The sequence below is a fragment of the Candidatus Nitrospira allomarina genome, assembly GCF_032050975.1.
Lineage (GTDB): Bacteria > Nitrospirota > Nitrospiria > Nitrospirales > UBA8639 > Nitrospira_E > Nitrospira_E allomarina.
The window spans coordinates 1,898,991-1,922,664 of the sequence record NZ_CP116967.1 but is presented as its reverse complement, the minus strand read 5'-3'; the positions used below and the strand labels follow the sequence as shown (position 1 = coordinate 1,922,664).

General features: G+C 49.6%; 21 protein-coding genes and 1 riboswitch. Of the genes, 7 read left to right on the top strand and 14 right to left on the bottom strand.

The features are described 5' to 3' along the window. Position 1: 1 nt before the first annotated feature. The 8 genes from PP769_RS08490 to PP769_RS08455 all read right to left on the bottom strand — a co-directional run bounded on the left by PP769_RS08490 (position 2) and on the right by PP769_RS08455 (position 6,836). Positions 2 to 430 (bottom strand): hypothetical protein, encoded by a 429-nt coding sequence (locus PP769_RS08490; protein ID WP_312646625.1) that lies wholly within the window; start codon positions 428 to 430, stop codon positions 2 to 4. Between the two features lie 26 nt (positions 431 to 456). Beyond that, a complete protein-coding gene (locus tag PP769_RS08485; protein WP_312646624.1) occupies positions 457 to 1,956 on the bottom strand; it encodes a type II and III secretion system protein family protein in 1,500 nt (499 codons plus the stop codon). Positions 1,957 to 2,002: 46 nt separating this feature from the next. After that, positions 2,003 to 2,845 carry a Flp pilus assembly protein CpaB gene (cpaB, locus tag PP769_RS08480; protein ID WP_312646620.1) on the bottom strand — a complete coding sequence of 281 codons (843 nt, stop codon included), beginning with the start codon at positions 2,843 to 2,845 and terminating at the stop codon, positions 2,003 to 2,005. Between the two features lie 179 nt (positions 2,846 to 3,024). Further along, positions 3,025 to 3,552: an A24 family peptidase gene (locus PP769_RS08475; protein ID WP_312646619.1), complete on the bottom strand. Its 528-nt coding sequence runs from the start codon at positions 3,550 to 3,552 to the stop codon at positions 3,025 to 3,027. 922 nt (positions 3,553 to 4,474) lie between these two features. Beyond that, on the bottom strand, positions 4,475 to 5,584 hold the full coding sequence (locus PP769_RS08470; protein WP_312646618.1) for a TadG family pilus assembly protein: 1,110 nt from the start codon (positions 5,582 to 5,584) through the stop codon (positions 4,475 to 4,477). A gap of 50 nt (positions 5,585 to 5,634) precedes the next feature. Then, positions 5,635 to 6,060, bottom strand: coding sequence for a TadE/TadG family type IV pilus assembly protein (locus PP769_RS08465; RefSeq protein WP_312646616.1), 426 nt, complete (start codon positions 6,058 to 6,060; stop codon positions 5,635 to 5,637). Positions 6,061 to 6,307: 247 nt separating this feature from the next. After that, positions 6,308 to 6,511, bottom strand: a complete 204-nt coding sequence (locus PP769_RS08460) for a Flp family type IVb pilin (RefSeq protein ID WP_312646614.1) — start codon at positions 6,509 to 6,511, stop codon at positions 6,308 to 6,310. A 151-nt stretch (positions 6,512 to 6,662) separates the two neighbouring features. Next, positions 6,663 to 6,836 (bottom strand): Flp family type IVb pilin, encoded by a 174-nt coding sequence (locus PP769_RS08455; RefSeq protein ID WP_312646613.1) that lies wholly within the window; start codon positions 6,834 to 6,836, stop codon positions 6,663 to 6,665. Between the two features lie 95 nt (positions 6,837 to 6,931). Continuing rightward, positions 6,932 to 7,012: riboswitch (cyclic di-GMP riboswitch) on the bottom strand. A 632-nt stretch (positions 7,013 to 7,644) separates the two neighbouring features. Between PP769_RS08455 and PP769_RS08450 the strand changes: the two genes are divergently transcribed. The 3 genes from PP769_RS08450 (at position 7,645) to PP769_RS08440 (ending at position 11,140) form a co-directional block, all read left to right on the top strand. Beyond that, on the top strand, positions 7,645 to 8,655 hold the full coding sequence (locus PP769_RS08450) for a phosphatase PAP2 family protein (protein WP_312646612.1): 1,011 nt from the start codon (positions 7,645 to 7,647) through the stop codon (positions 8,653 to 8,655). 717 nt (positions 8,656 to 9,372) lie between these two features. Beyond that, on the top strand, positions 9,373 to 10,053 hold the full coding sequence (locus PP769_RS08445) for a prenyltransferase/squalene oxidase repeat-containing protein (RefSeq protein ID WP_312646611.1): 681 nt from the start codon (positions 9,373 to 9,375) through the stop codon (positions 10,051 to 10,053). A 55-nt stretch (positions 10,054 to 10,108) separates the two neighbouring features. Beyond that, complete coding sequence (locus PP769_RS08440; RefSeq protein ID WP_312646610.1) at positions 10,109 to 11,140, top strand: DUF362 domain-containing protein; 1,032 nt, start codon at positions 10,109 to 10,111, stop codon at positions 11,138 to 11,140. Positions 11,141 to 11,581: 441 nt separating this feature from the next. Here the strand turns inward: PP769_RS08440 and ybgF are convergent, their stop codons facing one another. From ybgF to PP769_RS08410, 6 genes are all read right to left on the bottom strand, one after another. After that, entirely contained in the window at positions 11,582 to 12,496 is a 915-nt protein-coding gene (gene ybgF / locus PP769_RS08435; RefSeq protein ID WP_312646609.1) for a tol-pal system protein YbgF, read from the bottom strand. A 94-nt stretch (positions 12,497 to 12,590) separates the two neighbouring features. Continuing rightward, a complete protein-coding gene (locus tag PP769_RS08430) occupies positions 12,591 to 13,013 on the bottom strand; it encodes a hypothetical protein (protein ID WP_312646608.1) in 423 nt (140 codons plus the stop codon). 54 nt (positions 13,014 to 13,067) lie between these two features. Continuing rightward, positions 13,068 to 13,811 (bottom strand): OmpA family protein, encoded by a 744-nt coding sequence (locus tag PP769_RS08425; RefSeq protein ID WP_312646607.1) that lies wholly within the window; start codon positions 13,809 to 13,811, stop codon positions 13,068 to 13,070. 633 nt (positions 13,812 to 14,444) lie between these two features. Then, complete coding sequence (locus tag PP769_RS08420; protein WP_312646606.1) at positions 14,445 to 16,391, bottom strand: diguanylate cyclase domain-containing protein; 1,947 nt, start codon at positions 16,389 to 16,391, stop codon at positions 14,445 to 14,447. Positions 16,392 to 16,605: 214 nt separating this feature from the next. After that, positions 16,606 to 17,331 carry a nucleotidyltransferase family protein gene (locus PP769_RS08415; protein WP_312646605.1) on the bottom strand — a complete coding sequence of 242 codons (726 nt, stop codon included), beginning with the start codon at positions 17,329 to 17,331 and terminating at the stop codon, positions 16,606 to 16,608. Positions 17,332 to 17,350: 19 nt separating this feature from the next. Then, positions 17,351 to 18,460: an aminoglycoside phosphotransferase family protein gene (locus PP769_RS08410; RefSeq protein WP_312646602.1), complete on the bottom strand. Its 1,110-nt coding sequence runs from the start codon at positions 18,458 to 18,460 to the stop codon at positions 17,351 to 17,353. 322 nt (positions 18,461 to 18,782) lie between these two features. Here PP769_RS08410 and PP769_RS08405 point away from each other — a divergent pair, with 322 nt between their 5' ends. The 4 genes from PP769_RS08405 (at position 18,783) to zwf (ending at position 23,621) form a co-directional block, all read left to right on the top strand. Further along, a complete protein-coding gene (locus tag PP769_RS08405; RefSeq protein ID WP_312646601.1) occupies positions 18,783 to 18,980 on the top strand; it encodes a hypothetical protein in 198 nt (65 codons plus the stop codon). A 261-nt stretch (positions 18,981 to 19,241) separates the two neighbouring features. Continuing rightward, the gene (locus PP769_RS08400) at positions 19,242 to 21,092 is read left to right on the top strand and encodes a glycoside hydrolase family 15 protein (protein ID WP_312646599.1); all 1,851 of its coding nucleotides are present in this window, start codon (positions 19,242 to 19,244) and stop codon (positions 21,090 to 21,092) included. Between the two features lie 63 nt (positions 21,093 to 21,155). Then, positions 21,156 to 22,049 (top strand): phosphogluconate dehydrogenase (NAD(+)-dependent, decarboxylating), encoded by an 894-nt coding sequence (gnd, locus tag PP769_RS08395; protein WP_312646598.1) that lies wholly within the window; start codon positions 21,156 to 21,158, stop codon positions 22,047 to 22,049. Between the two features lie 21 nt (positions 22,050 to 22,070). Continuing rightward, positions 22,071 to 23,621 carry a glucose-6-phosphate dehydrogenase gene (gene zwf, locus PP769_RS08390; RefSeq protein ID WP_312646597.1) on the top strand — a complete coding sequence of 517 codons (1,551 nt, stop codon included), beginning with the start codon at positions 22,071 to 22,073 and terminating at the stop codon, positions 23,619 to 23,621. Positions 23,622 to 23,674: the final 53 nt, after the last annotated feature.

The following is a 23,674-nucleotide window of genomic DNA, read 5'->3' as shown; positions in this document are numbered from 1 at the left end:
GTTAATATCCCTCCGAAGAGACCCCAATGGACGCATTGCCGCCTGATGAACCACCACTTGATGAACCACCGCCTGAGCCACCCTTCAGCTTGAAAGGGGAATACGGCGGACTTTGAAACATCAACTGATACCGAGCCAGACTTTGTTGCAGAGCTTGTGAATCGGCCTCTCCAGCGATGGGGCCGAGATTGTTGGCGGCTGCGGGATTCGCGATTTGATTTTCAAGTGCCTGTCGATAGGACAGGCCATACTCTTCACTCAGATGAACGGGCTGAGGCGCCCACGGTAGGAGCACCTGGTCCCTTTTCCCCATCGCTTGAGGACGCCGCCCATTCTCCTCTGTCATGACCGGCCATATACCACAACCTCCCATCCCCACCAGAATCAGGCCGATCAAACCGGCCATTGTCACAATTGATTGGCGTTGCATGCTCTGCTCCTTTTTCATCAAAGTTCCTATGGGGCCAGATGCCCAAACATCCCTTCCATCCCACCTTTACGGTACGGCATTCTTCCTGCCACCCTCGGTGACTCAAGCGTGTAGGCCTCGCTCGGCCTGGCGACATTTGGTTCTGGAAACACCCCTTCCATATAGCCCATCAGCATCAGCTCAAAATCATTGGGTTCTAAATAGTGATCCGTGGGCAAGGTTTGTTTCACCATGTCCAGAGGTTTCACCAAATGAGGGGTCACAATCACAATCAGTTCGGTCTCATTTTTTTGGAATGCGGTGCTCCGGAATAACGCTCCTAAAATCGGAACATCACCGAGGACCGGGTATTTCGAAACCGTTTCCTTGATATTTTCCTGGAGAAGACCGGCGATGGCAAAACTTTGTCCATCACCTAATTCCACTACGGTTTTCACCCGTCGAGTGGTCAAAGCGGGAATCTGAAATCCTTGTATGACAATACCATTGGCAAAATCTAATTCTGACACCTCGGGGTTCACAATCACGGAGATGCGCCCCTCAGAAAGAACAGTGGGGGTAAATTTTAATCCGACACCGTACTCTTTAAATTTCACGGTCACCTGGCCGAGTTGCTGCGGAATTGGAATCGGATATTCTCCTCCAACCAGGAATTCCGCGGCTTGCCCGCTCTCTGCAATCAAGGTCGGTTCAGCTAAGGTTTTCGAGAGAGAATGTTCTTTCAGCAGATCTAAAAAGAGAGTCCATAAATCATCACCAATCCCGAATCCTAAAATCAGGTTTGAGGCCAGCGTTCTCACGCTCGGAAATTCCAGAGTCGTAGTTTGTGAGGATTGTGCATGCGCCAACGGTTCAAAGGCATCAACCGTGGACAAATCATTAATGAGACCGATGGAGAAATCACGGTGATTTTTTTGAGCCCGCTTAAAATTTACCCCGAGACGCTTCATCAGCCCACGCTGCATTTCCGCGACTTTGACTTCCATCATCACCTGTTGTACGCCCCCCACCTGAATCAGATTAATGATTTTATTCGGGGCATAGGGCTCGGCCAGAGTGAGGGCTTTAGCCAAGGACTCCATATTGGTGACATTGCCCGTCAAAGTAATGTGCTCATGACTGTTCATCACTTGAATGCCGGGTTCATGGGGCAACATCGTATACAGTTGCTCCTTCAAGCGAGTCACATCGGGAGAAACTTGGACTTGAAAAACATTCGCCACCTGACCATCTTGACCCCATAGGGTCAGGGTCGTCGTCCCAACTTCGATTCCGGTCAGGTATATTTGCTTACTGGAGAGCACAATTTGATCCGCCACTTTAGGATTGGCGACCGACGCACGTTTAAATGCCGTCTCCCGCTCCACAATTTTTGACTCTCCGACCGTCAGTCGTAGGCTTTGGGGCTCATTGACGTGGACCGCTTGGGTGGTGAGACCTTCTCCCAAGGCTCCCGTGTAGCCCACAAGGACCAGGCCCAGAGCCAACACCATGCTCCTGAATGGAAAACCGTGAGTCTGATTCATATCCTTACCTTTCCTAACGATCATCGCGTCACTCTCGACGACCCTCTTAAAATTTCATCGTTTTCCGCGTTGTCCCCTGGATCACCTCAACTTGCTCTTTTGGCTTTCCCCCTCTGGGCGGCGGAGGAATGAGTTGGTGGGAACGCATCAAATCCTTAAAGTCGGCACCTTTGGTTTTCTTCACCTCAGGATTCAGTGGACTTCGTAAGGCCAATCGTAACTTCCCACCATTTTCGGCCATGGCCAACCTTTCGGCCTCCTCCAACGACACCTCCAGCGTAATGACTTTTACGGGAGTGGGCTTTTCCTCTCCAGCTGATCGTTCCATTTGCGTATCGATCGCTAACACGAGCGTGTTCTCAAGGACGACCTTGGTCACCTCCTCCTTCCCACCGCCATTGTCCTTCTTTTTAGACCTGGGATCCTCAAAGGTCGCCATCACATCAACCCGATCTCCTGGCTGCACAAATCCCGGAAGGCCAACCACTTCATTCACTTTTACAGCCATTGCCCGTTTATTGGGATCCATGACCGCGGATACTCCGCCCGTTTTCACATCAATCGGAGCCAATTTCGATTCTAAAATTGGCTCATTTTTTTTCAGGTTTGTCAGCACGACTCGACCATTTAAAGATGCCGTGTCCTTAAAGTGACCTACGGGGACACCTTCTTCAGGATACATCATTACTCGAACGGCTTTTTCACCGAGTGGAGTCCCCCAGGGGATATCGGCACTGGCCACTGCGACACTCACACCTTCCATCACTACTTCAGGAGCATCGGTTTCGATCATTCGTTGTCCCTGAAGCCACCGATACACCATGACGGTCGTCACCAGGGCAATAATCATCGCGATTCCTAAAAATACGAGTGGCCGTTTTTGTCCCATGAGACTTCCTCCCCCTTCTTCACCAAATCCAAACCGAAATTTTTATTCATACCTAGCAATCCTGAGGTTTCAATTTGTCTACCTCTGCATATCGGATGGCAAATGCCATTCTTAATAGACAACGTAAAGAATCTTCTCCGATTGCTCATTTTCAACACGTAGAACCAAGCGAACACGAGTTACAACACGTCATAATAAAACAACGTTTTGGCGATCACAGTACCCAGCCCTAAAACTAGGGCATACCGTAACTTTGGCTCGGTGGGAGTTTGTGCGCCCGAAACCGGAATAGTCCTGATCACCTTCAGAGTCGACAAAAGGAGAAACATCCGATCCCAGGCGTGGCGCATGCCACCCTGAGTGGACAACAGAGCTATGCTATATAGCCCCCCCAACATGGCTGCAAACGCAAACGCAAAGACCACCTGACCCGGACCCAGGATTGTTCCAATCGCTCCAAGCAATTTCACGTCTCCGGCGCCCATCCCACCTTTCAAATAAAAAAATATCAAGCAGACCAACCCCATGATCAGACCGCCGAGACTAAACAGGAATCCCTCCCAACCATACTCCATACTATTCACTCCAATTCCAAAGACGGCCAAGGAACCCGTCAGCCAATTGGGAATCCGCCCTTCCCGAACATCCGTAACCGCTGCCACCACTAACCCTATTGCTAATCCAAATAATGGAAGAAATGTCTCCATATTCATTGAGCCCTAAAATAGGTTTTTTACCAGGTCATTTACTGTAACGTGAGGAATGATTCATGGCCGGGAGATACCGTTTTTCATTCATGTCAGAAACATTAACGAACCACGATTACACAAACAGTTCCTGTTTCGGTCAGTTGCCCGACTTTCTGAAGGTTTGTACCCAAAAAGTATTCATAAACCCTAGAAGTTTTGTATTTTATTTACTAAGCTTTGATTTCACTTTCCCTGGTCATGCTCGCCTTTGATCCTTGAAAATCCATCTTTTTCTCCTCCATAAACTACGAGCTTTTCTTCTGGTCATCCTCACGGTCACTCAGCAGGACGCACTCACCCTTACGTCAAACGGGAGCCTCCCTCCCATCACCCGCCCGCCCCTCTCCACTCACTCCGCTGGTGATTAGCGAGGATCCATCAGAAGTGGAGTAAAATAGGCTCCCGATTACAAATGCCGTTGCTGATGGGAGCAGATGAACTCCCGATTACCAATGTCGGGAAATACCCACAGAGAGTTATGAGAATTAAGCGAGGGGTCAGGAATTGGATTGGATTGGAAAGAGTCAGGCTCTGAGTTCTTTCTCACCACTTTCATTTTTTACCGGGCAAGAATGCGGCAAAAGGGATTCATCGATGCTGCGAGTAGGGATGCTCCCATAAGCGAGAATGATGGAAGGATAGAGACATTGCCGTTGAAATTCACTCGGGACCAACAACGGAACGAAAATGAGTTCTCCGTCAGATGTTTTTTCAGGCAGGAAGCGCATGTGCATACATGCGGAGACTCACGATTTGAACCTTGAAAAATATTGAGAAGGAGACCATTAAAAAATTTCCAGAGGCTTGGCCTTGACTTCTCCAGTCCGGTGAACAACAGTCGCAGAGAACCCTTCTCAGGCTCCAGTCTGTCCACCCATCATCAGGACACTAATCTTGGATAAACCGATAAGGGCTGAAGCGCCCCAGCGCCCCCACCAGCCTGGTTGGGATTTGGCGTTCCATCAAAGAAACCATCACATTTCACTTCCGCTTGAATATCCTTTTTCTTGACGTTGGTCACCACCGCTTTAGCATACCCCACAATGGTGATAGAACCACTGGGATTACTACAAGATCCTCCATCTTGATATACCGGTAGATTGATATCCCATTCATACTGTCCAGTATCACTATTCCATTGTTTCTTCGCATCCCAGAGATCGATCAGATTGGGAAAGGCAGAAGCAACTTCTCCACCGGTAAACGTAAAGTGAGTCTGCCCTGGGATGATCCCTGGACTTTGATAGCTTCCATCTTTCAACCCATCAATAGTATTTCGGAGCGTATTCGCATTAGCCGGATTCTGATCAAAAACGTGCCATCCCGCACAGCCATTCGGCCCAGTCGGAGAAAATTGTATACCCCCATCGCAGTTGGCGACTCCGTTGAACCAGTTAGTGGAAATTGCAAACGGCACATCGGCCACTCCCGGTGGGACAGGTCCTCCTGAAGTCCCTAATGCAGCAATCGAACTGGTGGAAATATTCATAGTACTCATACCTAACATACCGGCAAAAAATGTCGATATCGCACCATTGGCCGCACCATCACGTCGGACAGTCGCGCGAATGGCATTCGGCCGGTTCACCGTTGGGTTGAACGTCTGCGCATTGAAATCCCATATCCCAAACTCAACATCTCCCTGCGAAAGAGACAAGTTACTGACATCTGAAGCACTGTTGGCAAATGCCGCAGCAGTCGCCTGAGCAGTTACTTGTGATTGTTCATTGCCAGTGAGTGCCCGTCCCATGTCCTGCTGCTCTGCGATGGTCAAGGTAAGATAGGTCACACCCAATTGTCTCGCAGCGGCCAGCGCGGCGGCATCCGAGGCATTGTGCAATTCATTTTGTGTGAGCAAGGCATGCCCGACATCAATCGTCACACCTGCCATGATGCCCATTGCGACCGCCATAAACGCCCCATTGATTGCCGCGACGCCCCGTTGGTTCAAGAGCGGTGAGACAATGGACCAACGTTGTTTTTTCCACATATTCGCTTCTCCGTTACATTGAAGATTTGAACAAGACATTCCACCTCGCCTTATTCCATCATCATGGTTACAGAGGCTTGTAGGTTGGGAGTCGAAATCGCAGGAATGAGTTTATCGATGACAAAATAATTCCAGGGGATGGTAGACACCACATTTAACGGCTGTCCCTGTGGGCTTCCGACCCCATTAACCACCACCGAGAGCCCTGATGGATCCACCCCTCCCGCTGCAAGAGAAGCCGTGATGGCTGCTTCAATTTCTGCCTGGCCATTGCCCGAAGCAAATAATGTCCCCTGGCGCGCTCCCACACGGGTCGCATTCACCAAAACTTCCTTAAACCACAACATGCGCCCAAAATCGATCGCTCCAAATGCAAGTGACGCAAGAATCGGTAGAATGAGAGCAAACTCTACCGCCGTCGAGCCACGCTCGGATTGTCTCAGCTTTAGTACTTGTTTGATTCGGTGCTCACTCATGCCTCTTTGTTCCCATTCGGCTATCTAAATGGATTGGAGGGCAGCGATCAGGCCATACCGTCAAATTCCACTGACACTACCGTTAGATATAGATCGGATGCATCACAAGTCCGGTATGGTACGGACCATGGTATAGAAAAATGCGGGAACGCTAGGACATCTAAATGCGTCAGTTAAAAGACTTGAGCAATTTTTTTTGGTGAGTACCCCTTCGATACCATTGAGAACAGTCTTTATCAGTATCCCGCTAACTCCCCAAGGCCCCCGCGATGACACCCATGACTTGCGTATACATGTTCCCAACCGCATTTCCCAAAGCTGCTTGAGCACTCAATGCCGTGGCACCGATCAGTGAGGCCAAGAGTGCGTATTCAATTGCCGTGGCACCTTCTTCATCAACGAGGAAGTTTTTTACCCATTGATGACAATGATTCAGGAGAATTGTCTGCATGATGCTGGCCTCCCTATCCTTTACCTGACCTTCGCGTCACCTCTCAAAACTGCGCCGCCATTCAGAGGCGGCTTCCCGCCGAAGTACCGCCCCGATAAACTTCTATCGGGAACGGCACTTCTAATCATCAACTGCGGGAAGGAGGTCTCACTTAGCTCGGAGCCGCAACACTGGTAGAAATCGTAGTAAAGGTACCGCTGAGCGCAGTCCCTACAGCAGTCACGGCCGTGACAATCACTGCGGCAATCAAAGCAGCTAACAAACCGTACTCAATCGCGGTGGCTCCCTCATCATCATTCACGAAACGCATTACTTGGTTAACCATAGCGCATCTCCTTAACGGGCGAAGGTAAATACTTTCGTTACGCCAGACTGCCCGGAAAATTCTGACGCAGACGTTGCCCCTTGGCTCTCCGTGCCTTCGGCAACCCGGCTATCAGGGACCAACCCTGACCCGTGGTTTTGCGCCCACGCATTTCGACGTGTTCGCCCTTATCGGGAAGGGGCACCCGACCGAATCCATGTTTCATGGTCATGAATAAATGCTCATAGACCCAAGAAAATTTTCCATTTCGTATTCTGTGACTCTTTGTTTTCATGCTTCATTATCGACCTCTTCAGGGAAAACTTGCCGATGGTTTTTTGTTGAATATGTTTCATATTGTTTACCGGTACAATGGTTTACCTCCCTTTGTTGACCAAGGAGATCGAAATTGTCCAGAACAGCTTAAATTTTTGGATGGAATGCACCTGAGGAAACGTGAGGAGTGAGACTAATGGAAATTGGAGAAATTCTCCGTGAAACTTCAAACGGAATGTGAAGAGCGATTGCTGCCTCCTCTCTTTGGTCAAGGTGATGAATGAGGATTTTTCACAAAGGAAACTTTGACACATTTTCAAGATAACAACGAAATATCCCGAAAAGACCTTCGATCGAAGACTTCAAGGCACCTTCACGATTGCCCAGTCTATAATATCCGGGCCATTTCCAATGCCCTTTCTTACTTTAACTCCAACAATGAACACCCCATTGAACGATGGGGTTAGATCAGTTGGAATTTTTTATAGGTTCTATTTACCAGGGCGCTCTGTATCCGCACACCAGTGACCAAATTCAGAACCGAGGGAAATAAATGATGAGACTGGGAAACTTGACTCTTGGAAAACCCTTTCTATGGCCGGTTGAACGATTTTTACGCAATACCATTTTCGTGCTCGCGATCTTCGACCTTGCCGTGATTCTTGTGCGCAAAATTGGCTTTGATTGGTTTTCCTATACCCTATTTTTTGCCTTGGGAATTTTCATCATTACTGTGGGACTGTTCTATCGTTCAAGCGGGCGTAGTGAGCGTATCTCCATGACACTGATGGCCACTGGCATGCTTCTTCTGTTTACAATTGTGCTATCAGTTTTCGGTTATCTGTTGCTCCCGCTTTGGCGAGAACCCATTGATCCGTTTCTGGTCCAAATCGATGCTTGGTTCGGGTATTCATGGCCAGACATTGTTCAATTTGCCGGTCGCCATCCATTGTTTAATGAATTGACGCGTTATGCTTATTTATCTTCCATCCCGCAAATGGCATTACTTTTTATTATTTTAGGATTTGGAGGCAAGCAAAAAGAACTCCATGTCTTCATCCTTTCAATTACCGCTTCAGGTCTGGCAACCCTTGGATTTTGGGCGCTGTTTCCGGCATTTGGCACCAGCGTGCTCTATGATATTTCCGGCACAATTGAGCAGGCGGCGAGACCGCTTGTTGGCTCGTCCTATGGTGCCGAACTATTGCGTCTAGGGGCTGAAGGACCAAAATTCATTTCTCCAAAGGATATGGAAGGCCTGGTGGCTTTTCCCTCGTATCACACGATCATGGCCGTTTTGGCTATGTATGCAGCACGCACCACTCGCTGGTGGTTTCCCATACTGATCGTCATCAATCTGTTCGTCCTTCCAGGAGTGCTTATCCATGGAGGGCATCACCTGATCGACGTATTCGGTGGTGTATTGACTGCCGCCTGCATCATTTACGTGGCAAGGCAGGTTGTGCCTGGAAAGGAAATCCAGGCTGACGGAGTATTTGTCGCTCCCGAACAGGAGATGGCGTTCAGTAAATGTTCCACAGACATGCCGGGGTTACACCCGTAAGCCTTAGTCCGTTCCCCTTTTGCATGCCACCGCACCAATTCTCCCTCCGACTCTCGTCTTTCCCTTGCATTTGCATCGGAATCCATCTGGAGGACATATTGTCGGGAACCCCATTGCTAATCTGACCTATCCTTAATAAACGCGAGACTCTGCGCGGCTGCAGAGTTGCGTAGGCCGGGTTAGGCTGTCTGCAGTCGTAACCCGAAAGACGCATGACGAAAGGAGACGGCAGGCATGAGCCGCATTTGTCGGTTTATGCTTTGTTCATCCCACTTTCCGACGAGTACTATTATTACCATCCTTTCACGGTCTGCTCGACATTATTACCCGGAATCCATCTATGGAATTCTTCGGATGGGTTTACGCTAACTACCAGCGGGAATGACGGAAGGGAGGTAAGGGTATGACCAAAGTAAAATCTGTAATTTCTTAAGGTTTCCGCGATTTAAACCGAACAACATGGAATATCAAACCTTAATCGAATTGCACGGAAACCTAAATTTTTCTCTTATGATTCAAATACAATTTCGTCATGCTCTTGAGCTTCTCCAATCATGGCAAAAACCAAATGGGGGATTTCCATATCATTCCGGAGAAGAGGCACGGCCGGACGCAACCGCCTGGGCCATTATCTCAATGTCCGCATATGAATTCGATCATGAAAGCTGTAACCGAGGAAGGGCATATTTAGCTTCACAACAGGCGGACGACGGACGCGTGAGCATCTCTCTCTCTCACCCAGAGGCATCTTGGCCAACACCACTCGCCATCTTCGCATGGGAAGGCATTCCCCAGTATCAAGAAGCGCAATCCCGGGCTGTCGACTATCTCATAGGGTTTACCGGCCGACATTTTCCTACCCCAGATCCTTCAATTATTGGGCACGACACCGCCATCCTAGGTTGGCCATGGATTGCCGACACCCACAGCTGGGTTGTACCAACTGCCCTCGCTCTGCTGGCCTTAAAAGAGGTGGGATTAAGCACTCATCCTCGCGCCATTGCCGGGCAACAGATGCTCATTAATCGCCAACTGACAGATGGTGGATGGAATTTCGGCAGTACCACAGTGTTCAGAAGAGAGTTACATCCGCTCCCTGAGTGCTCCGCCATCGCTCTGCAAGCTCTGGCGGGCACCACCCCCATCCGCGAGATAAAACGAAGCCTTGACTATCTCTCACATGAACTCCCTCACCTCCGGACTCCCATTTCACTTGGTTGGGCCCTCTTGGGCTTAGGAGCCTGGGGGTTGAAACCCGCAAACACGAAGGAATTGGCCAGGTCGAGTTTGCAACTGCAAGGACGGTATGGGCCCTATCCCCTTCCCTCTCTAGCCTTGCTCCTGTGCGCCGTGAAAGCCTCTCATGGGCTGCACTCGTTATTCAGATCTTTTTCCTAAGAAATGCCTGCTTCTTCTACTTGCCACTGAAACTGAATAGGCAAGAAATATTTCGATGATCACTCCACCCACACACACAGGACAGCCAACGCTTTCCAGAAGGCAATTGCTGCAGGCCTGTTTGGTCGGAGGGGGATTAGCTGTTTCAGGGTTTTCCCTGCTTCATTGGTTGGCAGCCCCTCGGCTAACCGCTCACACGTTCATCGGTCATGCGGAAACATATAATACAGACTTGGCGAATCTCATTCGCCAAGGGTTCCAAGAATTGGGAATCACTCCATTAGAGATCAAAGGCAAACGCATTTTGTTAAAACCGAATTTGGTTGAGCCACATCAATCGTTATCGCATATCAATACCCATCCTTTGGTCGTACGAGGAACCGTCGAGGCATTCCTTTCCCTGGGTGCGACGTCTGTCGTCGTAGGTGAAGGGCCAGGACATCGCCACGATACGCTTTTAGTCTTAGAGGAATCCGGCTTGGCAGATGTGCTGTACGAAGATCACATCTCCTTTCGAGATCTGAATACAATGGAGGGGGTTGTTATGCCTAACCTGGGTGGTCAGACAAGGATGGCCTCATTGACCCTTCCTCGAATAGTCAAGGAGGTCGATTGGGTTGTCTCGCTGGCCAAGATGAAAACGCACCATTGGGCTGGTGCGACCCTGTCCATGAAAAATTTTTTTGGCGTGATGCCTGGAAATTATTACGGATGGCCGAAGAATGTGTTACACCAGGCTGGAATCCCGCAGTCCATTTTGGATATCAATGCGACGCTCAAGCCTCAGTTCGCCATTGTCGACGGCATAATCGGAATGGAAGGGGATGGTCCGATAATGGGGACACCTGTCCAATCCGGAGTCCTGGTCATGGGAAGGAATCTTCCGGCCGTCGATGCCACTTGCTGCCGGATTATGGGAATCAATCCAGATAAAATCGAATACCTTCGAAAAGCCGACCAGTGGTTAGGTCCTATTCACGAATCGCTGATTGAACAACGCGGAGAATCTTGGCGATCAGTACACCGCCCTTTCGCCCTGGTCCCGGAGATCCCCGCCCACCAAGGCCTTCGTTCATCTAAGCTTTGACTATCCAACGATCTGTTGACGCCTTCCTTCTAGCATCTCATACCCTCCCGTCACCCGACAAATTAATGCTTTCATTCCGGCGCCTGGCCCTGAATATTCCGCAATCTCTTTCCCTCATCCCCTCAGATCGGCATCAGAGGTCCATCGGAAAAGGTATCCCCTTTCCTCTTTTCGTCTTCTTAAGATGGACGACCGATAAACAATGTCGGGCATGATGATACGAGGGAACGAGCGTTGACCTTCCGCCTCCGTTTTCCACCTTCTGCCTCATATCTTCCTCAAATGGATTCAAACCAACGGCTGGCCGGTATAGGTAAGAAACGGTGCAGGGAGACTTCCTCCCTCAGAAAAGAATACCGCGGTGAGTCAGCACAGGTGACAAACTCAGAGTAGACTCCAGGAGCCAACGACAATAAAAACGACACTGGAAAAATTGGAAGCTTAGGAAGGATTATCGAGGAAGGTATTCACTTCTTGTAGACGACCATACGCTTTCTCGGCTTCTGGGCTTTGGGGATGAGTTCGTACAAGTTGTTGAAAGACTGACCGAGCCATGGGTAATTCGCGTAATTCCATGTGCGAATAGGCGATTTTCAGTAGAGATGCCGGCACTTTATTGCTGGAAGGGTAAAAGGCAAATACTCGTTCAAATTCATCAATGGCTTCTTGAAACCGTCTTTCGCCGTAATAACATTCACCCAACCAGTATTGTGCATTGGAAGCCAAGGGAGAGTCAGCAAATGTTCGCAAAAATGTCGAAAACCCAGTGGAAGCCTCGGCAAAGTTCCCCTGACGAAGAAGCGACATCGACCGGTCGTATAGCACCTGAGCGTTTCGGGTATCGACAGGACGGGAAGAACCCGCCTCTGAAGTCCCTACCGGAGCCGGCAACGTTCTCGATAGCTGGGATGTGGGAGCATACGCGGCAACCGACCCGGTCACAACCGGACGAGAACTCTCCTTTGGGGATTGTGAGCCAGCCATTGCATCCGACCGAGGCGATAGTGGAGTGCGTTGAGAAAGGAAATCTCGGCCTACCCCTCCCCGCGCCGACGGATCGAGGCTTTCGTGCATATAAGCATTTGAGGAAAGGGGGCTCCCGGGTTGTCCAGCCATGCGAGAGAGTTTTTGCTCGTGTTCATCCAATCGCCCCCCGAATGTGACGCTGAATTTTTCTAACGTCCCTACCACCGACTGTATACTTCGCCGAACCTCTTCAAAATTTGCCTGAACTTGCTGCGCCTGGGCATCACGTTGTTGAGATTTGAGATCAAGTTGTCTGCGTAAATCTGCGACCTGCTGCTCATGTTGGGTAACTTGTTGACGAAGAGAAGATAGCACCTGTTGATAATCCACCAACGAAGTCCGGAACTCGCCTAACTTACCTCCTTGCTCTGTCAGGACTTGTTCCTCCCCTGCTAAACGATCCCGAAGTTGATGGACCAGAGGCTCAGATTGCTGAAGCTGGGTTTTTGACTTCCTTCATATCCGCGTCATACCGCGCCATTTTTTTTGTTAATTCGTTGACCTGGTTCTGATTGCTTTCAAGCCCTCCACGAACCTGAGAGAGGTCCGTCTCCTTTAAGGTAGCAACTTGGTCCATCACTTCGGCGCGAGCATGCAGCAACTCCTGAATCTCTAGCCGCTGCTTGGCAATAAGGGAATTCGCTTTCTCCAAGGCCGTATTGGCCTCACTCACGGCTTGCTGAAGTGATGTTTTGCTCTTATCCAACTGACCGATCTTGGCGTCTAATTCCCGTTTGATTCGTACCACATCCGCCTGCTGAGCCACACACCCTGCCAAGATCACACTCATCCCGATAATGACAAATCGAACACTTAAACGAAACGAAAATGAATGAGGGCTTAGCATAGTCTTTTTAATCCTCTCTCAAACCATTGACGGGCCATGCCCGGCAACAAATCTCTACCAATCCCGGCGGTCGGCGACATAAGGCATTGGCGTCGATGCCACACTAATATCTAGAACGAGATGAGCGCGCCGATTCTTCTGGAAACACGGTTCGGTTGAATCCCAACAGGCCGGATTCTCCTTGCCGAATGACATCACATGAAGTCGCTCGCCGGGGACTCCCAAACTGGTGAGGTAGGTTTTGGTGCGAATGGCACGCTTCTCACCTAAAACATGATTATAGGAAGCCGTCCCGCGATCATCGCAATGTCCTTCAATGGTAATCTCAGCATACGGATGAGCTTTTAGCCACTCCGCGTTGGCCACTAACGTCGCCTTAGCTTGTTCATTGAGTTGAAAACTATCAAATTCAAAATGCACATCTCGTAAGCCGCTTTGTGCGGTCAATTGTTCGGCCCGAGTACGATTACCCCAATAATCATTGAGAGAGTCAGAAGGCGTGAGACCTGAGTCGAATGTGTGGTCCTCCCGAATCAAGGGATCTTCCGCAAGAAGGTCGGACAACGCTCCTGTCCCTTCAGGAAAATACCCTTCTCCAGTGGACGTCTCCTTGTTTAATGCTTGTTCCGAGGATCCCGTTGAAAAATCTCCCTGCGAGGCCACCAAAGTTGGCGCACCGGATTTTTTGCCATACTTATGAACTCCATGTGTGGACCGATGGGCACACCCGGTGACCATCATCATCAGGATCACTAGTACCCAAACGTAGATTCTGCGGGTCCATGAATGAACAGTCATATTACAAACTCCTTGTTCAACAGCTACTCCGAATAACCCGTGAAATATCTTTTATAGATCGTCCACAACAATAAAAAATTGCAAAAACAAGGCCAGGAAATATCCCGAATACAAGAAGAACTGCTCGTCGGAAGTCACGGTGACGGAAAACTCAACATTTCCGAACAGCCCGAAGAAAAGTGACCATACCAATTCCCTCAAATTTCATAGATCTACTGCAGAGTTAGAGATTTCACGGGATGATCCGGCTAAGAACCATCTTTAAATTCCTTCTCACAATGCGGCACAGGACTCAGGGGAATGTTAAATGAGGATTTAAATAAAACCCATACACCAAGGAGAGGTGGGTGCAGAACTAAAGCAGCATTTACTCAACAATCGTGGCATTTCCTCAACGCTTTTGAGGGGCGCCTAGAGATGAGAGATGCCTGGGCGGGATAAGCATACATAGGATCAATGAGTCTTTTTTTGTTGAGGAGACATAACGGGCACTGTCACCTTGACACAGGCATGAACAAGATCCATTTTTGGGGGGAGTTATCGTTATGAGATACTAGAAAAATTCTTTCTGGAATATCGCTGGATTTTAGCTTTCTGGACGAATACAGGAGGGGTGAAACACCATAACAACGCTTATTCATCATTCCATTCAGGGGTGGCAAAATACCAGCACTGTCCACCACGTTCTTTGGCCCGATACATTGCCTGATCGGCAATTTCCACCAACCGATGGGGATCCGTGGAATCTTTGGGATAGACGGAAATTCCAATACTAATCTGTATAGGGATTTTTTCTTTTCCCAATCGAATGGGCGGAATAAGACATTCTAAAATTTTCAGGGCCACCTGACGAATATCCTGAATATGTTCAAGCCCTTGAAGAATAACGGTAAATTCATCCCCGCACAATCGGGCGACGGTATCGGTTGATCGCACACAAGTTGCTAACCGCTCCGCTACGATACGCAATACACGGTCTCCGGTTTGATGTCCATGATAATCATTGATAGTTTTAAAATTATCGAGATCCAAAAAGAATAATGCCAGTAAGGTCCCATTTCGCCTGGCTTGCGCCAACGACTGTTCTAGGCGATCTTTAAACATAATTCGATTTGGGAGATCGGTTAACGGATCGTAATAGGCATGATGCTTCATCAGGAGTTCTTGTGTCTTTCGAGCGGTCACATCATGCAACATCACGACAAAATGTATTGGGTCCCCCTGATCATTGAGCAAAGGAGTAACCACTTGCTCGAAAACCAGAGATTGGCCATTGCTTCCCGTTTGCATCACCTCGGTCTTTAGGTAACTGAACTCTTGGGCAGAGGGATCTGACAGGGACATTCTGTCTTGGAGTTCCTCATGAGGGAACGAATTCAACGGAGAACCCAACAACGATTGAATCGAGGAACCACGCAAGGCCGCATAGGCATCATTCCCCCATTCCAAACGACCTTGCGCATCTGTCACACAGACGGGATCAAATACGGAGCCCATAGCCACACTTTGCAATCGCCAAAGATCCAGCTGTCTTCCACGTGCCATCAACCGTTCGATCTCACAACCTAATACTTGCAACCACCCAAGCACCGTCGGATCAACCGGCTGTGGACCTTCAGAACACACCACCAGCATACCGAAACAATCCTCATCCAAAGCCAGTGGGACACCCCAGGTTTGATGACACCGGAATCCAGGCGGAGACCAGGCCATGGGACTTGTGGACGGACAGCACGGAGAAAGTAGTGATATTTCAGAACCCTCGCAGGCCTGAATTAGCTCCCCTTGCTGCGAAACCTGGCTCCACCACAGAGTCCCTTGCGTCTCCCAATCAAACTCCCCAGTCATCGCATGTGCGCGTAACTGGGGCGCACATCCCTTTCCCATAGTAGTCAGCCACACAAAAGCAAAACCAAAAATCCGCACAAGGCCATCACAAATCTGCGTCAGACACATATCCACGCTCTGACCGGCAATTAGTTGGGATTCGAGACTCTTCACCAATTGGATAAAAGGCTGAACGGAAGAGGATTCCGCCTCCGGAGTCAATCCCCAATGCCACGCGACCACCTTCTGCGACTGATCAAGCATGGGCACGACCACACATAGGATCTTTTGCGATGGTCTCCCTGTTGGGAGAATTGTCAGCACTCTATTCAGTATCTTCGGAGTAGCATCAATCGCACAAAGATGGCCTCGAAGAATCTTCCATTCCTCATGAGCAACATAATCGGCAATGGACACCTGCCCTATTTCTGCCAGATCCATCCCCAGGATATGACTCCCCACCTCATTTGCCATGAGGATTGTACCATCACAGGAAGTCACGAAATGGATCTGAGATGGTTCGGGGAGAGTAATCCGAGCGGGAAGCGAAACCGTCTGATCGCGAACCGAAAGTAAATTGGCAAGAGGGGGTGGCTCGGAAGTTGTCGAAAGAATTTGGGTGAGTCGGCCCTTCAATCGGTGAAGGGCCTGCGTGAGTTCCTGCTCTTGCGTATCGGAAAGGTCACTCGATTCAGCTTGAAAATCTCTCAAAGACTGTTCGAGCAAGTGATGGAGTCGTTCAAAAGTGGCCACAATTACCTTCACCCTGCCGCAAAAAATGGGAAAAACCACAGGGAGTATTTAGATAATAAACCCGATATCGATATCTTTTGGCAAGGTTTCCCTAACGTCAACCCTTCAAAAGCGGGGCGATTATTGGCGCCACTTCCTCACCAACGCACTCACGGCACCAGCCAGACAACTCTTCATGGGGGGAAATGCTGTGCAGCCTAACAGGCGACCCTTCTTAGGTCTTGGGGAAGATCACTCCGGCCTCGGCATCGGCTTCCGCCTGAGCATAACGTGCCACTGTTCCAATATCGGACCAATAGTCGGTATGAAGAAATCCAAATATTTTGGAACCCCGCGCAAGCTCATTCGTATAGGAGTCGATGATGGAAAACGCCTTATCCGCAGGGGCATCGTGGAGGACAGAAGGATGGAGAATATGAACGCCCGCAAACATCCGTTGAACCAGGGCGTCAGGCAATTCAGCTTGGCTCATTCCCCGACCATTTATTCTGAAAATACGATTTTGTGCGTCCGAATCTACGGCCCCCCATTGAGCGGCTTGCGGATCGTCGCGAAGCACTAACGTGGCCACACCACCATGAGTCCGATGAAACTCTACCAATCTCTTCACATCCAACTCGATCAACGTATCCCCATTAATTACCAAAAACGGGTGTTGCTCAAAAAACCACTCAGCCGCTTTTAATCCTCCACCCGTTCCTAACAGGATTGATTCATGGGAATATTTCACCTGCATGTCCCAGCGGGATCCGTCCCCGATCGCTTCTTCGATCATTTTACCTAAATAATGCAGATTGATGATAACGTCCCGAATTCCATATGTTCGCAATAACAACAAATTCCAAATAATGAGCGGCGTCCCCGCAACCGGCAATAACGGTTTGGGAATCGTGTTGGTCAAGGGACGAAGGCGAGTGCCAAGACCCGCGGCCAAAATCATGGCCTTCATATGCAAGAAGCTAACGCCATTCAGAGATATACGGAGACAGATGGGTGAGCAGTCGATGGAGTTGAGGATATTTTTCCAAATTGGCACGAACATTCTTTAGCGTGTGGGGAATTGAGGCCAAAAAGCGTGAATTACCCTTTACTCGGTCAATATACACAAACCGACCGGCAGCCTTTAGATTGCGTTGAATACTCGTGAAGTCAAACAACCGACGAAACGCTTCAGGATCATGGAATAACATAGCCGATTGTTGCGAAAATGATAGATTCTGGCGCATGGCTTCTACGTAACGAATAATAAGACGATCAATTACCCCTTCATCAAGAGCGATATAGGAATCCCTCAGCAGAGAGGCCAAATCATATGTCACGGGTCCCATCAAGGCATCTTGAAAATCAATGACGCCAAGCCGTTCCCCATCCACCATTAAGTTGCGGGAATGATAATCACGATGGGTAAAAACAGGCGGTTGCGAGGCTAACCATTCGGCCATCTTCTGAAATTCCTCGCAAACCGGCACTTGGTCGTCGACACGCATGGGCCCCTCTCTCGCAACAATGCCATATTCCAAAAAATGGTCAAACTCCCAGAGATACAGGGGAACATCAAAAGATCTTGTCAACGCCACACAGGGGACACTGGAAGGATGTGAGGCCTGGAGATGAAGCCGAACGAGCTGATCTACAGCCTTACAGTATAGATCCTCCCCGATAGCCGGGGTAGATTCCTGCCATGCTTGGGCCAGCGTCACGTCTCCAAAATCTTCGAGATAGAGCAGGCCGCAGGATTCATCGTAAAAATATAACATAGGTACCTGAACGCCATTCTTCTGCAGATGTTTCAGAATATTCGTGAACGGCAATTCAGTGACGTCTCCCCCGGCTCCACTTACGGCCTCCTCAGAAGCTTTAAACCCTTCCGGATCGGCTAACTTCATCAGAATCACAGAGGAAACGGGAGCCATGGAAAGGTGCAACCGGTAATAACGACGATTCGAAGCATCCCCCGCCAACGGCACGCATTGCTCTAGTTGGGCAGGAAATGGGAGATGTGTACGGAGAGTAGAGGCCACACCCGAGAGATCAACACCCATCAAAGACAGGGAAGTTTGAGGCTTCATTGCTTTCGATTATACGGGCATACCAACTTCTTGTCATCAAATGGAAATAGGAGACACTCATTTTGACAACTGAATTCCCCTGCCTAGGGTACCAATGGGAAAAAACCCGCACATCAACAAATGACGACCTGCTTGCCTGCTTGCGCGTCGAAGCCGCTTCAACGCGAAAAGGCAAAATCTCTCCGAGGAGGATGGAACAGTGCAGGCGCCATCCTTCTATCCATACCTCCATTTAAGATTGAGAACGTTTTGACGATAAGTAGTATTAAGAGAGGGAAAATTCTCACAATTCACCATAATCACCCACAATGGAAGGTGCTCTATGGAAATCACCAATCCACCCCCGCCAACTCTCTCCGCCCCTCAATCTACCTCCTCGGTCCAGGATGGAGATGTGGGCCAAAAAGGAAGTTTTTATAGCCGCAATAGAAAAAAACAACAAAAGGATATTGAGCAACACTCGGAAGAACCACCACCCCGCAAAGATCGCTCAACAGGCCTCATTGATATCCGCGTGTAGCACTGGTGAATTCCTGAATTTTCATGTCTTCTACGCGCCGAAGCATAACGTTCCTTCAGATTTTGATCTCAGAATTAAATATTCTGCTGTTGCGCTGCTGATGAATGATCATTTAGGGGACCCCGTCCTATCTAAAGCAAAATCTAAATATTGAGCCTTATCGATAAATTTACCGCTATATATAGTGTTTATTGTTTAATTTTGGGTATATTGGCTTTTGTATTTCTTTATTTAGCCATTTTCACCTAATGAGAAGCGGACATGAGTTATAAAAATATCGGTGATTACGGCATTATTGGAGATCTCCACACCATTGCCCTTGTTGGGATCGATGGATCGATTGATTGGTGTTGCCTCCCACGATTTGACTCCCCTAGCCTGTTTGGAGCCATTCTTGATCACAAAATTGGAGGGTATTTCAAGATTGCTCCCGTCACACATGGCAATACCCGACAAATGTACCTGCCGGAAACCAATATTCTGCTGACCCGGTTTCTGCAACATGATGGTGTTGGCGAACTCACTGATTTCATGCCCATCGAATCAGACGAAGCTGGATACCGGCCTCGCCGCCACCAAATTATCCGAATGCTCTCAGTGGTCCGTGGAACCGTCACCTTTCGACTTGAATGCGCACCCGCTTTTAATTTTGGCCGGAACCCTCATGACATCGAGACCAGACCGAAAGGCATCATCTTTCAGTCCGGAGATCAATCCGTGGGATTGGTCAGCCCCATTCCCCTTCATACGCGGGAAAATTTCGCGTATCAAGAATTCACACTCCATCAGGGCGAAAGCCTGACGTTTTTTTTGGAATACCTGGAAGGCAAAAACGGCGACCAGCTGTTATCCACCCCTGAATCCGGCGACGAAGCCTTTCGAAATACATCCGCCTTCTGGCAGCGCTGGCTGGCACAATGCCAATACGATGGGCGATGGCGGGAAGTGGTTCACCGTTCCGCCTTAGCCCTCAAACTGCTGACCTATGCCCCCACCGGAGCCATTGTGGCGGCTCCCACAACCAGTCTTCCGGAAAATATCGGGGGTCCCCGAAATTGGGACTATCGTTATACCTGGATTCGGGATGCAGCCTTTTCTATATACGGGCTATTACGCCTGGGATTTACGGTGGAAGCCAGTCGATTCATGGATTGGCTCAATGCCCGTTGTTGCGAACTCAATCCGGACGGATCCATCCAATTGATGTATGGCATCGACGGTCGTCGTAATCTGACCGAAGAAGAATTGCCCCATCTAGATGGCCACCGCAGTTCCCGCCCTGTACGCATCGGCAATGGAGCCGCGTCTCAACTGCAAATGGATATGTACGGCGCACTGATGGACGCGGTATATCTCTATAATAAACACGGCGCGTCCATTTCCTATGATCTCTGGGTAAACCTTTGTCGCCTCTTGGATTTTGTCTGCGACAATTGGGAGCAACCGGATGAAGGCATCTGGGAAGTCAGAGGAGGACGTCGTCATTTTGTCTATTCCAAAGTCATGTGTTGGGTGGCCTTAGATCGCGGCATTCGTCTGGCCGACAAACGAGGCTTTCCAGGCAACCGCGCCCGATGGATGGAGGAACGCGACCGGATCTACCGGGAAATTATGGCACGGGGTTGGAATGCGGAAATTGGAGCCTTCGTTCAATCCTACGATAGCGAAGCGTTGGATGCCGCCAACCTGATTATGCCTCTGGTCTTTTTTGTGTCTCCAACTGATCCTCGAATGCTCTCAACCATTGACCGCACACTCGAGCAACTGTCATTAGGGAGCCTCGTCTATCGTTATGAAAACGGGAAGGCCGCCTCAGATGGCCTGGACAGCGAAGAAGGCACCTTTAGCATGTGTACCTTTTGGTTAGTCGAAGCCCTGACCAAAGCGGGGCGATTGACGGAAGCACGACTGATCTTTGAAAAAATGTTAAGTTATGGTAATCATCTTCGTTTATATGCCGAGGAAGTCTCGCACTCGGGTGAACAGTTAGGAAATTTCCCGCAGGCCTTTACTCATTTTGGTCTCATAACGGCGGCCTGCAATCTTGATCTGGCTCTCAATACGAAACGTGCCGCCCACACTGTTGTGAGGCGTAATCGACCGTCCGTATGACCCTCACGTCAGGATCAATGATGACTGAAAGGACCACCACTCGACATCACAGGAGGATCGCTTATGGATATCGGTTTCATTGGACTTGGCAAAATGGGAATGAACATGGTCACCCGGTTGAGCCAAGGAGGACATCGGGTCGTGGCCTACGACCGGTCGGCCACCCTGATCAGTGAAGCCGAAAAAAAGGGGGCGAATCCGTCTTCATCCTTGGAAGACCTGATCACCAAATTACCGAAACCGCGAGTTGTCTGGGTCATGGTCCCCTCAGGTAAACCCACCGAAGAAACCGTACAACATCTCGGACAAATTTTGGAGGCCAACGATATCATCATCGATGGAGGCAATACGAAATTTCATGATGACGTTCGCCGCGCGGCCGACCTTCACACCCGTGGCATCCAGTATATTGATGCCGGAACCAGTGGGGGTATTTGGGGATTGCAAATCGGCTATTGCTTGATGGTCGGTGGAAAACAGGAACCCGTCAAGCGATTGGCCCCGATCTTCACAACCTTGGCTCCGGAAAATGGATGGGCCCATGTTGGGGGACATGGCGCGGGGCATTATGTGAAGATGGTTCACAATGGCATTGAATACAGTATGATGCAGGGATACGCGGAAGGGTTCGAACTGATGTCCAAGAGTGACTATAACCTGAATCTCGCCACAATCGCCGATCTCTGGATGCATGGCAGTGTGGTCAGGTCCTGGCTGCTTGAACTAGCGGCCGGAGCGCTCAAAAAAGATCCTAAACTGGAACAGTTACAAGGCTACGTCCAGGATTCCGGCGAGGGACGGTGGATGATAATGGATGCCATTGAAAAGGACGTACCGGTTCCCACTCTGACGACCGCTTTATTCACCCGATTCCGCTCGCGACAGGATACCTCCTTCGCGGAAAAAATGTTAGCAGCCCTGCGGAAGGCTTTTGGCGGACATAGCGTCCGACCATAACCGGATTCTTGCGAGGTCGACATGTCACCCATTGAATCTTCTCCTAGGACCGAAGCCCCCGTCACGACCAACCGAACCGCAGCAACTCAACCGTGCACGATTGTTATTTTCGGTGCCTCGGGCGATTTGACCCAGCGTAAACTTCTGCCGGCCCTCTACAACCTGCTCCTGGACGGCTTGTTACCGGACAATTTCGCCGTACTGGGATTAGGCCGGAAGCCTCTTTCGGATGAGGCTTTTCGCGGGATTGCCCGTGAAGGCATTGAACAATTTTCCCGGCAAACACTTGAACCTGACAAGTGGAAAACATTTCAAAGTCGATTGTTTTATTGTGCAGGAGATATTTCCGCCTCCGACTATTACGGGCAAATCCGTGACCGGTTGAAGGACATTGAATCACCATTCAAACTACCGGGCAATCGCATTTTTTATTTAGCCATTCCGCCAACCTCCTTTGCACCCGCATGCGAGGGGCTCCAGAAGGCCGGGTTAGTGGCAGTCCCCGATCAAGCGGACACGTACTCTCGTGTCATTGTGGAAAAACCGATTGGACACGATTTGTCTTCTGCTCGAGCGATTAATACGGCCATCGGAAATGTCTTCGATGAATCCCAAATTTATCGCATCGATCATTATCTGGGAAAAGAGACCGTGCAGAATATTATGGTCATGCGGTTTGCCAACTCCATCTTTGAACCGCTATGGAACCATAAATACATCGACCACGTGCAATTGACCGTCAGCGAAGCCGTCACCCTCGGTACCCGAGCCACCTATTACGAAACAGCAGGAGCCCTTCGAGACATGGTGCAAAATCACATTTTGCAACTGCTCTGCCTGATCGCGATGGAGCCCCCCTACTCGCTGGATCCGGATGTGGTACGGAATGCTCGGATGGATGTGTTACGGGGACTGCGCCCCATTCGCGGACAAGACGTCGAAAAGATGACCGTTCGGGCCCAGTATGCCCATGGCAGCATCAAGGGGCAAGAAGTCCCTGGCTATCGACGAGAGGAAGGGGTCCAACCTGACTCCACTACGGAGACATATGTGGCCTTAAAAGTTTTTGTAGAAAACTGGCGCTGGGCCGGAGTGCCATTTTATATTCGCACGGGGAAAGCCATGCCGACGCGCGCCAGCGAAATCGCTGTCCAATTCAAGGACATTCCCCAGATTTTATTTAATGCCAATCCGCAAATTCCCCAGGCTCCGAACCTGCTCACGCTTCGTATTCAACCCGAAGAAGGCATGGCCCTTCGCATTATTTCTAAAGTACCGGGGACCAAAGCCCAAACGCATCCGGTTGATATGGACTTTCACTACGGTGATGCCTTTAAGGCACCTTCTCCGGAAGCCTATGAACGATTGCTGTTGGATGTCATGGCGGGGGATACGTCCTTGTTCATGCGACGGGATGCCGTTGAGGCTTCGTGGAAATGGGTCACGGATATCCTCGAAGGGTGGAGTGACTATGAAACCAAATGGTTACCCGAATATCCGGCTGGTAGCTGGGGGCCCGTCGAAGCCGATCGACTGATTCATGCGGGCGGGCACCATTGGCGAAAAATCTAGGCCATCCCTGCTCTTAAGTTTTCTTGCACAAATGACGCAACGGGAGAAAAGTA